11 protein-coding genes are annotated in these 12,281 nt (G+C 39.6%); 1 reads left to right on the forward strand and 10 read right to left on the reverse strand.

The genetic code is table 11. The features are described from left to right. The first annotated feature begins 107 nt into the window (after positions 1–107). Positions 108–425 carry a DUF960 domain-containing protein gene (locus HMPREF2933_RS02315; protein WP_024052102.1) on the forward strand — a complete coding sequence of 106 codons (318 nt, stop codon included), beginning with the start codon at positions 108–110 and terminating at the stop codon, positions 423–425. A gap of 133 nt (positions 426–558) precedes the next feature. On the opposite strand, the gene HMPREF2933_RS02320 is transcribed toward HMPREF2933_RS02315, so the two are convergent. The 10 genes from HMPREF2933_RS02320 to HMPREF2933_RS02365 all read right to left on the reverse strand — a co-directional run bounded on the left by HMPREF2933_RS02320 (position 559) and on the right by HMPREF2933_RS02365 (position 12,280). Further along, positions 559–930, reverse strand: coding sequence for a S1 RNA-binding domain-containing protein (locus HMPREF2933_RS02320; protein ID WP_024052103.1), 372 nt, complete (start codon positions 928–930; stop codon positions 559–561). Position 931: 1 nt separating this feature from the next. After that, on the reverse strand, positions 932–2,332 hold the full coding sequence (locus HMPREF2933_RS02325; protein ID WP_024052104.1) for a bifunctional Cof-type HAD-IIB family hydrolase/peptidylprolyl isomerase: 1,401 nt from the start codon (positions 2,330–2,332) through the stop codon (positions 932–934). Positions 2,333–2,371: 39 nt separating this feature from the next. Then, positions 2,372–3,004, reverse strand: coding sequence for a response regulator transcription factor (locus tag HMPREF2933_RS02330; protein WP_024052105.1), 633 nt, complete (start codon positions 3,002–3,004; stop codon positions 2,372–2,374). Between the two features lies 1 nt (position 3,005). Beyond that, positions 3,006–4,001, reverse strand: coding sequence for an envelope stress sensor histidine kinase LiaS (locus tag HMPREF2933_RS02335; RefSeq protein WP_024052106.1), 996 nt, complete (start codon positions 3,999–4,001; stop codon positions 3,006–3,008). After that, positions 3,998–4,696, reverse strand: coding sequence for a cell wall-active antibiotics response protein LiaF (gene liaF, locus HMPREF2933_RS02340; RefSeq protein WP_024052107.1), 699 nt, complete (start codon positions 4,694–4,696; stop codon positions 3,998–4,000). Before liaF ends, HMPREF2933_RS02335 begins: the two co-directional genes overlap by 4 nt. Positions 4,697–4,956: 260 nt before the next feature. Then, complete coding sequence (gene pknB, locus HMPREF2933_RS02345) at positions 4,957–6,831, reverse strand: Stk1 family PASTA domain-containing Ser/Thr kinase (protein WP_024052108.1); 1,875 nt, start codon at positions 6,829–6,831, stop codon at positions 4,957–4,959. Beyond that, positions 6,828–7,568: a Stp1/IreP family PP2C-type Ser/Thr phosphatase gene (locus HMPREF2933_RS02350; RefSeq protein ID WP_022526377.1), complete on the reverse strand. Its 741-nt coding sequence runs from the start codon at positions 7,566–7,568 to the stop codon at positions 6,828–6,830. The genes pknB and HMPREF2933_RS02350 overlap by 4 nt, the downstream gene beginning before the upstream one ends. A gap of 18 nt (positions 7,569–7,586) precedes the next feature. Beyond that, the gene (gene rsmB, locus HMPREF2933_RS02355; protein ID WP_042754015.1) at positions 7,587–8,900 is read right to left on the reverse strand and encodes a 16S rRNA (cytosine(967)-C(5))-methyltransferase RsmB; all 1,314 of its coding nucleotides are present in this window, start codon (positions 8,898–8,900) and stop codon (positions 7,587–7,589) included. Then, positions 8,890–9,825 carry a methionyl-tRNA formyltransferase gene (fmt, locus tag HMPREF2933_RS02360; protein WP_024052110.1) on the reverse strand — a complete coding sequence of 312 codons (936 nt, stop codon included), beginning with the start codon at positions 9,823–9,825 and terminating at the stop codon, positions 8,890–8,892. The genes rsmB and fmt overlap by 11 nt, the downstream gene beginning before the upstream one ends. A 73-nt stretch (positions 9,826–9,898) precedes the next feature. Continuing rightward, positions 9,899–12,280 (reverse strand): primosomal protein N', encoded by a 2,382-nt coding sequence (locus HMPREF2933_RS02365; protein ID WP_042754016.1) that lies wholly within the window; start codon positions 12,278–12,280, stop codon positions 9,899–9,901. Position 12,281 lies beyond the last annotated feature (1 nt).

Here is a 12,281-nt window from a genome sequence, read left to right on the forward strand (position 1 = left end):
ACCTCTGGTCCTTTTTGATTTTCAAAGAACAATTTCTTGCAATTCAAGCTTATTTTATGTATCATATAGAAAATACTTTGATGAATTAGCACAGAAAGGAAGGAACAATGGCTTTTACAAATACACGTGGACGTTATGCCAGCTTTGGCGTTGTAACAAGTTTGCCAGATGACATTATTGATTCTTTCTGGTACATCATTGATAATTTTTTAAAAGGTGTGTTTGAATTAGATGAGCTTCTTCGATTTGAACTCATCAACCGTCAAGGAAAATTAACATTTCGATTTTCCGAAACAAGTCTGTCAACTACTGTCTCTTTTGATTTTAATGACGCTTTCGATCCATTTTTTCCGAGAGAAATCTTTGTAACGGACAACAAGGGAAAAGAAACCATTATGCTGCCAGATGAATATGCTTTAATGTGATAGTGACCTGAACAAAGAATACAGAATTGATATCCACCTGAAAATGTATGAGAATAAATAACCCCCCTCAATAAGGTACTCACAACAATCTCTTATTGAGGGGGTCTTTTATGTGAAAATATCACAATTCTTGTCATTTGGTTTCTTCTTTTGATTGATTCAGAAAATCCATTGCTTCCTTTGTCCAAGTCGACAAACTTTTGGCGAGCGGTGCAAAACCAATCTTGTAACGGTCATTTGAAAAGCGATGGCGTTTAGGCAAATGATGCTTCTCTTCTTCCAGAGTTCTCATTGACAAACTAGCCTTACCCGAAAATTCATCATAGTCCATCACCTGCACCAATACTTGATCGTCGACATGCAGAATTTCATGGATATTTTCGATATATCCTGTCCGAATTTCTGAGATATGAATCAATCCCATGTCACCCGTTTCTAGTTCCACAAAAGCACCATAAGGCTGAATACCAGTAATTTGGCCTTTTAGTTTTTCACCAATTTTCATCTCAATCCTCAACTTTAATGGTTTCAATCACGACATCCTCAAGCGGTTTATCCATTGCACCAGTTTCAACTGCCGCAATCTTATCTAACACTTGATAAGAAGCTTCATCTAGCAATTGACCAAATACAGTATGCCTACGATCCAAATGCGGCGTTCCACCTTTGCTTGCATAAATTTCAGCAATCGGTGCTGGCCAACCACCCCGTTCCAATTCCTTTTGTGCATAAGGAATCTTGCTATTTTGCACGATGAAAAATTGACTGCCATTTGTATTTGGACCAGCATTAGCCATTGAAAGTGCTCCACGGATATTATACAATTCTGGTGAAAATTCATCTTCAAACTTTTCACCATAAATGGATTCGCCACCCATACCCGTACCAGTTGGATCTCCACCTTGAATCATGAAATCCTTGATAATGCGGTGGAAAATCACGCCATCATAGTAGCCATCCTTTGACAAAGCGATAAAATTCGCTACTGTCTTCGGCGCTTGCTCTGGAAATAGTTGAATTTTCAAATCTCCGTGGTTGGTTTTAATAGTCGCTTTCGGACCTTTCGCTAATTCAATCGTTGTTTGTGGAAAATGCAATTCTTTTTCTACCATTCCTAACTCCTCTAAGGCATAAAAAATGCCGTCTTCTTCTACTGTTTTTGTCACAAAGTCAGCCTTTGCTTTGATCTTTTCATGGGAAATGCCCATAGCAACGCTGATACCTGCATAATCAAATAATTCTAAATCATTAAGCTCGTCTCCGAAAACCATGACATTTTCAGGTTTCAATCCTAGATGCTCCACAACTGTCGCAACTCCAGATGCTTTTGAACCATTTGTTAGAACTACATCTGATGAATGTGGATGCCAGCGAACCAATCGTAACTGTTCTTCTAACTCTTTAGGCAATTGCAAGCTATCTCCAATATCTTCAAATGTCCACATTTGATAAACGTTGTTATCTTGATAAAAATCTGGCTGAATAGGTAAATTAGGATAAACAATATCAATGGCTTCGTCAATAAGCGGTGTTCGCATCGAAAGCGCTGCCTCATGACTACCAACGAGGCCAAAGTCAATCCCAACTTCCTTCGTCCAAGCGATATAAGTTTCTACTAAATTTCGATCAATCGGGGTTTGCGCAATAACCTTTCCTGCTTTATCTTCAATATAGGACCCATTCAAGGTGACAAAAAAATCAGGCTGCAACGCTTTCAACTCCGGCACCACACCAAAAATTCCTCTCCCTGAAGCAATTCCCGTCAAAATTCCTTTTTCTTTTAATTGTTTAAAAACCGTTTTGATCGATTCTGGAATGTAGCCAGTTGCTTTTACTCGCAAGGTATCATCAATATCAAAAAAGACGATTTTGATCTTCTTGGATTTGTATTTTAATTTTGCGTCCATAATCTCCCTCTAGCAATTATTCTGTTTTCTATTATACCACTAAATGTCATCTTGTGGAACAAGGTGATGTTGGAAAGCATAAACAACAGCTTGTGTACGATCGCTCACTTCTAGCTTTGATAAGATATTGGACACATGTGTTTTCACTGTCTTTAAAGAAATAAATAATTCATCTGCTATGCGTTGATTTTCATAACCTTTTGCCAGTAGTCCTAAAATATCTCGCTCACGCGCAGTCAAATCTTCGTGCAATTCAATATGATTTCGATGATATTCTACTTTTTGGCTGACTTCTGTTTCAATAGCAAGTTCACCCTTGGCTACTTTTCGGACCGCTCGTAAAATATCATCCGCGCTAGAAGTTTTGAGCATATATCCTTTAGCACCCGCATCTAAAACCGGATAAATTTTTTCATTATCCAAATAAGAAGTCAAAATGAGAATTTTAGCTTCAGGCCATTCTTTTAAAATAGCAAGTGTCGCTTCAATCCCACTCATTTCAGGCATGACAATGTCCATCATAATCACATCTGGACGCAACTCCAAAGCTCTTTCAACTCCTTCGCGACCATTTGAAGCTTCTGCCACTACATCCACATCGTCTTGTAAATCCAAATAACCTTTTAAGCCAAGTCTTACCATTTCATGGTCATCTACTAATAAAATCTGCATCCTAAGCTCCTTTCAATAACGGCACACGAATGTCAATTGCCACTCCCTGCTTCGGAGCGGTTAAAATTTGCATTGTTCCTGCCATATCATTTACTCTTTCTTCCATATTTTTCAAACCATAGCTCAATTCATCAGGCGAGGTATGCTCAAAGCCAATTCCATCATCTGTCATTTTCAACTGCAATTCATTCCGAGTTTGATACAAATAAACATCTAAATGATTCGCATTTGCATGACGGAGCGTGTTACTGATAATTTCCTGAGCAATTCTAAAAATATGCTCCTCAATCTGTTTCGGTAATTTTTGCACATCATGGTGAAAACTTACCTCAATATCGCTTTTATCTGATAGCTCTTTCAAAATGAGGTTCAGCCCTTCAACCAAGCTTTTCCCTTCCAACTCTGTCGGCCTCAAATGTAAAAGCAAGATACGCAAATCCCTCTGAGCAGTATTTAAAATTCCTGATACACCCGTCAATTGTTTTGATAATGCATCTGTATCTAAATTCTCCACTTGACCTGTCACACCTGACAAAATCATATTGGCAGCAAAAAGTTCTTGACTGACCGTATCATGTAAGTCACGCGCCATTCTCTTGCGTTCTTTCTCAATAATCGTCTCCTCATTTTGCAGGGCGCGGTTCTCTGACTTTTGCAGATTTTCTGTCAAATGAGTTAATTTCTCTGAAATCTGCCGAAAAGAGACATCAATTTCAGGCTGATGAATCTCTTGCAATTCTCGACCTTCTAAAACATTTTTTAGGTTTGTTTGAATGGTAGACAAAGTGACCATTTGAATCACTTTAACACCTAAAATCATCAGCATCGTCAGAGATAAAGTCAGCACAATTACAAAGAAACTAAATTTTTCTAGCCACTCTACATTACTAAAAATCAGTTGCCAGTCAAAATTAAATAGACTAAAAATATAATGAATAATGAGTCCTAAAATGAGTAGGGAATAAAAGCTAATCAAAAGGTAGTAGACTTTTTTCATTTGCGAACCACCTCAACATTCCCTACAAACGTTGACAGGACAATTTTGACGCTTTTATGTGATCGCTTGAAGTCCGGTGTCGTTAGGCTGATACTTTCATTTCGCAATTCATAAACAGGTTGATCTAAAAACTGCAATTCACCATATAGATTATTCACTTTCAGGCTAACTGCCACATCAACTGGCACGATGATTTTTGTATTTCCAAAAAATTTTCGCAAAATAATCACATTATCATGGTTTGTGATAATGACTTGTTCCAAATGAATCGTATCTTTACCCATAAGACGGAAAAGATTGATGTCATCAAATCGACAGGTATCTGATGAGCCAAAATGATGAAGATTTCCCAACCATTGATTTTTTTCACGTTTTTGTTCTACTGCATCATCAAAGATGAGATTCGTCACTCCATTTTCTTTATAAATGTAAGGATAAGCCACAATCATGCCATAAATGACCGCAAAGAGCAAGGCAGCAATGACATAAGGATTGAGCATAATAATGAAAAAAAGCAATATAGTAGAAGTTACTAGCAGAAAATTTCCTCTTTGTTTACCAAAATAATAATAGAGTAGTAACAAGAAAAGCACCAAAAAAAGAATAACACGTGAAAAGTGACCAGACAAAATCGTCACTAATGCAAATGTTAATAGAATAGATTCAACAAAGATAAAAAATTGGATCTTTCTCATAGCCTCGATACCTTTCTGCTTCTATTGTATCAAAAACTTTTAAAAATTCCTCCGGCTAAGGTATGAAAAGAAGGGAGTGAACTGGAAGAAAATATTTTAAAGTTCTAGTTTGTAGTCCTAGAAGCTAACATTTTTAATTACAATATACTGGATAAACTTGATTGAGCAGAAGCAATGCTTATCAATGATGTAAAACGAGTGTAAAAAAAGAGGGAGGGGAAATCGGTTTAACAAAACTACGATTTTATCCTCTCTCTTTTTTAATTACTTGCACTAGCACTTGTGTCTGGTGTTTTTGAGCTGCTCCCATCATTACCACTAGCTGACGAACTGCTAGAGGATGGGCTAGTTTTATCTGAGCTGCTATCAGATTGTGAACTACTTTCAGATGTTGAAGAATCTTCGGTTTTTGGCTCATATACATATAAGACAATGCGATCACTCTTCAAATTCAAAGACTGACCAGCTTCTGGGGTTTGTCTGATAATCGTATTTGCCTGTGTACCCGTTGGAGCTGTTGTAATCGAACGTTTTTCAATATTCGCACCTTGAATACCAATCACTTCCGTCAAATTATTATAAGCAAATTCATAGGTTGAACTGATATAGCTTGGCATCGTGACACTTGAAACGGACTTCGCTACTTTTAACGTAATACGGGTCTTTGAAGTCAAATCATAAGTGCTGCCTGCTGCTGGTGTTTGATCAACAACTGTTCCTGCCGCATACTCACTACTCTCAACTTCTTCTGTTTTAATTAAACCTTTTGAAACCTTGTATTTTTGTACCAGATTGTTGATGGCATCTGCTCTTTTCTGACCTTTATAATCTTCCATAATAAAAGTTTTAGTCCCTTTTGAGACAATCAGATCCACCGTACTGCCCTCACGACGTTGCGTTCCCGCTTCTGGATTGGTGCGAATGACTGAATCTTTTTTAACAGAATCACTGTATTCGTCTTTTTCCTTGCCAACTTTCAAACCTGCAGTTTCGATTGCAGAACGTGCTTGGGCAATAGTTTTTCCAGTAACATCTGGAATTTTTACATTTGATGGACTCAAATAGACCAAAGCCACCAGAGCTGCGATAACTAAAACCACTGCTGATAACAAAACTTTATAGCGTGTTCTTAAACGGCGCTTCTTTTTTGCTTTTGGCTTAGGCGTAGGTTTACTACTGACTGCTTCTTTTGTGGGAGCAGGTGTTGGCTTCGTCGCAGAAGTCAAAGTATTTTGTGACACTTTCGGCAGTGTCTTTGTGTCTGCCTTAGCCGTGTCATCAAAAACTAGTTTTTTCTCATTTCGACGGTCAGCAGATAAACAGCTTGATAAATCCACATACATTTCTGCAACTGACTGATAACGATCCGTCAATTTTTTTGCCGTTGCCTTGATGACTACATTTTCCAATGCCTGTGGAACGTTTGGATTTTCAGCAATAATGGACGGTAGAGGCTTTTGGAAATGCTGTAGGGCAATCGTAACAGCACTATCTCCATCATAAGGGATATGTCCTGTCAGCATTTCATAGAAAATAATCCCCATGGCATAAATATCACTCTGAACGGTCGCTTTTGAACCACGCGCCTGTTCTGGTGACAAATAATGTACAGACCCCAACATAGAGTTGGTTTGCGTTAAACTCGTTTCTGCAAAAGCTACCGCAATTCCAAAGTCAGTGACTTTTGCATCGCCATCTGGAGTTAAAAGGACATTTTGAGGTTTCAAATCACGGTGAACAATCCCATGCGTGTGCGCCAAACGCATCGCTAAAAGGATTTGTCCCATGATTCGAACCGCTTCTTCATTAGACAAAGGAGCATGCTCTTTGATATAGCGTTTTAAGTCAAGTCCAGCCACATATTCCATTGCTAAATACTGCTGGCCTTCTTCTTCTCCAATGTCGGTAATCCGGACAATATGAGGATGATCCAAGTCTGCCATGGCGCGTGCTTCTCTTTGAAAACGTGCTACAGCAATCGGATCTGTCTGGTAATTGGTTCTTAGAACCTTAACTGCGACTTCTTCCCCGTCTAAAATCAAGTCTTTCGCCAAGTAGACATCTGCCATACCTCCTCGGCCAATTTGTTTGATGATTCTATATCGTCCGGCAAATATCTTGCCGACTTGAATCATTCTGCGTCCTCCTTATGATAATGAACCAGGGCAACTGTAATATTGTCCAGACCGCCTGCATTATTTGCAAAGCGAATCAAGGTTTCCGCTTTTTCTGAAAGAGCAATATCGCTTGTCATAATATCATAAATTTCACTTTCTGAAATCATATTGGACAAACCATCGCTATTCAAAATAATGTAATCATCATCTTCTAAGCTAATCATGCCAACATCAGGCTGCACTTCGCCTCTTTGACCGATTGATTGCGTGATGATGTTGCGTTGTGGGTGACGTTCTGCTTCCTCAGGTGTAATTTGTCCTGCTTTGAGCAATTCATTCACCAAAGAATGGTCGTTTGTCAACTGCTTATAACTATCACCACGCACCAAACCAATACGAGAATCTCCTACATGAGCATAAATTGCTTGATTGCCAATAATTGCTAAGGCTTCAAGCGTCGTTCCCATGCCTTTATATTCTTCATCTTGACCAAATTGATGAACTTTTTGATTTTCTGTTTCGAGATGTTCTGCGAACCACTCACGAACGCCGTTAATGGAATCAATTTGAGTATCCACCCAAGCGGCACCGAGGTCTGTTACTGCCATTTCACTAGCAATATTACCGGCACGGTGACCTCCCATACCATCTGCTAAAAGAACCATTGTCATACCGGCACGATTAACAAATTGATTGGCATAATCTTGATTATTTGTACGCTTCTGACCAACATCTGTTAATAATGAAATTTCCATACTGTCAGTTTCCTCCTATTAGGATATTCGTTTGAATTGACTGATGAAAAATCCGTCACTTCCATACAATTCTGGCGTAATTAAAATACAGCCATCTTTTAGAATATCCTGTCTATTATGTTCTAGTTTTACCTGTTTAAAATTTGGATGAGCTGCCAAAAACTGCTCAACAACTTGAAAATTTTCTTGCGAAACAATCGTACAGGTACTGTAAGTTATTATACCACCTTTTCGCAAGCTTTGACAAACACTATCCAGTATCTCAAGCTGAATTTTTTGCAACGAGGCAAAATCTGCATTTTCTTTATTGTATTTAATATCTGGTTTCCGTCGGATTAGACCAATTCCTGAACACGGCGCATCTACTAAAATTTTATCAAAGGCGTCTGCTCCAAAAGTTTCAAAAACCTTTCTCGCATCTAGCTTTTTCGTAATCACTTTATCTGCCACACCTAAGCGCTGTGCATTTTCTTTTATCAGAGCCAACTTATGCTCATAGAGATCTAATGCCGTGACCTGTCCTGTCGTTAAGTAAGAAGCAATGTGCATGGTTTTACCACCGGGTGCACTGCATGCGTCTAACACTTTTTCATCGCCGCGCAATTCAAGAGTTGGCGCAACCAATTGGCTAGATTCGTCTTGAATAGTAGTAGCACCTTCCTCAAACAAGGCATGCCCTGCAAAATGACCGTGGCTTTTCACCAACGCACTCGGAGCTAATAGCGAATCTTCTGCCTGCAACAGTTGTTTTAATTCTTCTTTACGGCTTAGGTCCACTACTCGAACGCTGGCTTTATTTCGAAGAAATAAACTCTCAAAAATGGCTAGAGCTCGTTTTTCACCGTACTCTTCAATCAGCACTTTAACCAGCCAAACTGGCAGAGAATACTGAATAGAATAGCGTTTGTTTTTACGTTTAATACTGCCTATATCTGCCACACCGTTCCGCAATAGTCTTCGCAGCACTGCATTGACGAACTTTTCGCTTCCCTTTTTTCGTGCCTTTGCCAGCTCCACCGATTCATTGACGACCGCATGCGCTGGAATTTTATCAAGATACTGTATTTGATACAAACTCATCAACAAAAGAATATAAAGCCAGGAATCCAACTTATCTCGATTTTCAATAACATGAGACAAATACCATTCTAAAGTGATTTTACGTGCAACCGTTCCATAGACGATTTCTGTTACAAGCCCTTTATCAACAGAACTTAAAGGCGCCTCTAGCAAAGCCTGATTAAGAGCGATATTAGAATAAGCTCCCTCTGAGAAAACCTCTTCTAAAACAGCAAGAGCCGTTTGCCGCGCTGTTTTTATTTTATTGACCAAAGAAATCACCTACTGATAATTGCCGCCCCAGACCATTCAGAAAATCAATGATAGTCATTTTGGACTTTCCAGCTGGCTGTACTGTTTGAAGAGAAAGTGCACCTTCACCAGTTGCCACAATCAATTCTTTTTTTCCGATAACAAGGATTTCTCCAGCTTGTCCTAAGCCCTCTACTGGAGTAGCTTCGTAAATTTTAAAACGTTCTCCATTTAAAAGCGTATGTGCCACTGGCCAAGGATTCATTCCTCGAATTTGGTTAAAAATTTGGTGATTTGTCTTAGTCCAGTCAATTCTCTCCTTTTCTGGTAAAATATTTGGTGAAAAGGTAACTTGATTTTTGTCTTGCGGAACTGGTTTTAAATCTCCAGCTAGATAACTAGGCAAGCTCTCAAGTAGCAAATCGCGTCCGACCAACGCTAACTTTTCAAACATCGTCCCAACATTGTCTGTTTCCTCAATAGGAATCGCTCGACGCGCAATCATATCACCCGCATCCATCTCTTTGACCATTTCCATAATAGTCACACCGGCTTCTTTGTCACCATTGATAATGGCGTAGTGAATGGGAGCTCCTCCGCGATATTTTGGTAACAACGAAGCATGCACATTGACGGCAAAATTGACCGAATCTAGCAATTTGCTTGGTAAAAATTGACCGAAAGCTGCTGTGACGATACCATCAGCGTTTAAATTCAGCAAACTATCTAATTCAGCACTTTTAGACAATTTCTCTGGCTGATAGATTGGTAAGCCATAGTCTAAAGCCAGTTCTTTAACAGGCGTCATGCGGATTTCTTTTTTACGTCCTACTGCGCGATCTGGCTGTGTAACTACTGCCAAAATCTCGTACTGTTTGCTTTCCAGCAATCCTTTAAGCACCGTTGCAGAAAAATCTGGCGTTCCCATAAAAATAATGTTTGTCATGGTTTCCTCATATTCTTTTTTACTATTATATCAGAAGAAGTCGTGTATTTCTTTAAAAAAGGCTAAAATAAGGCTATATAAAACTTTGTGGTTCATGGTCTATGCTTAAACGTAAGTCCTTATTGACCTTTTCTTGAGTCCAATCCAAAATCTGATTCAACACATCTTGCAAATGCTCTTCAAAACGGTATTTAATAATCAATTGATAGTGATATAGGTTGTGAGTGCGGGCAATCGGCTTAGGAGTTGGTCCTAATATCTGAACTTTGTCTGACAAGCCAGAACGTATCATATTTAAAACTTCGTATGACTTTTTAACAACCTCTGCTTCCATTTTATGAGACAAGGTAAGTCCCACCGTAAAATAATAAGGTGGATAGGCCAACTGCTTTCTAATACTCATTTCATAAGCATAAAAGCCCTCATAATCCTGATTTTTCGCAAAAGTAATCGCATAATGCTTCGGATTGTAACTTTGAATAATCACATGACCTTCCTTTTCAGCTCGTCCTGCACGCCCAGCAACCTGAGTTAAGAGTTGAAAGGTGCGCTCAGATGAACGAAAATCTGGCAAATTCAAAGCCGTATCCGCATTGAGCACTCCCACGAGAGTAACATTTGGAAAATCCAGACCCTTTGCAATCATCTGGGTTCCCAGCAAAATATCTGCCTGTCCGTCTCCAAACTCTTTGAGAATTTGTTCATGACTGCCCTTTTTCCGAGTAGTATCAATATCCATTCTCAAAATACGAGCCTGCGGAAAGGCTTCTGCTAATTCATCATAGGCTTTTTGCGTCCCAGTCCCATAGTAACGAATGCTCCTGCTGGAGCAATTCGAGCAACTGTGGGGAATCCCTTTTGAGAAACCACAATAGTGACAATTCATACTTTTCGTATCCATATGCAAGGTCAAGGAAATATCGCAGTTTGGACAGGTGTCAACCGTTCCGCATTCACGACACATGACAAAACTAGAATAGCCACGTCGGTTTAACATCAAGACAACCTGTTCTTTCTTATCTAGTCGATCTTGGATTGCCTCTAACAGAACAGGCGTGAAATTACTAGCTTCATTCTGTCCAATATAATCACGAAAATCCACAATTTCCACTTCAGGAATCTGAGCCTGCGGATTTGCTCGCTTGGTCAATTGCAAAAAGTGATACACACCTTTGCCAGCCCGCGCTCTGCTTTCTAAACTCGGCGTCGCCGACCCCAACACCAGAACGGCTTGATTGTACTTTGCACGTAGTAAAGCGACATCTCGCGCATGATAGCGTGGGTTGGAGTCTTGCTTGTAACTCGCTTCATGTTCCTCATCAATGATAATTGCACCAATATTTTTTAACGGAGCAAAAATAGCAGAACGAGCACCAACAACCACTTGTGCTGCTCCTCGCTCAACTTTGCGCCATTCATCATACCTTTCTCCATTTGAAAGACCTGAGTGAAGAATGGCTACTTTCTTTCCAAAACGCGAAATGAAGCGGTTTGTAACTTGTGGTGTCAAGGAAATTTCAGGCACTAACATAATGGCTGTCTTGCCACGGCTGAGCGCCTCTTGAATGACCTGCAAATAAACCTCCGTCTTACCGCTACCTGTCACTCCTTCTAGTAGAAATGGCTTGCCGTCATGCCCGATCTGCTGCGTGATAGCTTGAACCGCAGCTTCCTGCTCTTCATTTAGCACCAAGGCAGAAGTCGCTGAAATATTTTCAAAATAAGCCTCAGAACGACTCACCTCTTTTTCAACGATTTGCAAAGCTGCTTGCTCTATAAAATAGTGAATAATTTCCCGTGAAAATGTTTCTTTCAAATCTGCTAAACGGTGCATTCCAGTCTGAACTTGCAAAATGTCTCGCAAGGCTTGCTTTTTTGTCGCCCGATTAGGAATGACCAATTGAGCTAAAATCTCGTGATTAACCTGATACCATTTTTCTGTTTTGATATGTTTTTGGTCTATCGCTTGGTATTCTACCTGAATCGCCCCTTGCCGTGTCAAACGCATCACCTTAGCCTGCAATTCTTTATCAAGCGATGAGAAATGTTGCTGATCTGCATTGCCAAAAATGAGCAGTCGATCTTCTTCATTCAAAGAGGGTTGAGCATGAAGAATTTTATCATAGCTGGAGTTCAGAAACCCCGGCAACATAGCTTTTAAAATTGAAATTTTGTAAGAAAAGACAGATTTTCTCAATTCTTCTGCCAGCCACAGCTGCTCCTCATTTAAAACTGGTGTAAAGTCTAACACTTCCACGATTTCCTTCAATTCTGTTGTCGTTTCTTCTGCTAGCTCTACGACAATCCCTTGAATCAAGCGATTGGCTTTCCCAAAAGGCACATGCACACGCATGCCAATTTCTAACATAGTCGAAAATTCTTTCGGCACCGCATAACTATAAGGTTTATCTGTCTGCATTAGAGGAACATCCACAATGACTTTTGCAATCTGCACT

Source organism: Streptococcus sp. HMSC066F10 (assembly GCF_001813805.1).
Taxonomy (GTDB): Bacteria; Bacillota; Bacilli; order Lactobacillales; family Streptococcaceae; genus Streptococcus; species Streptococcus vaginalis.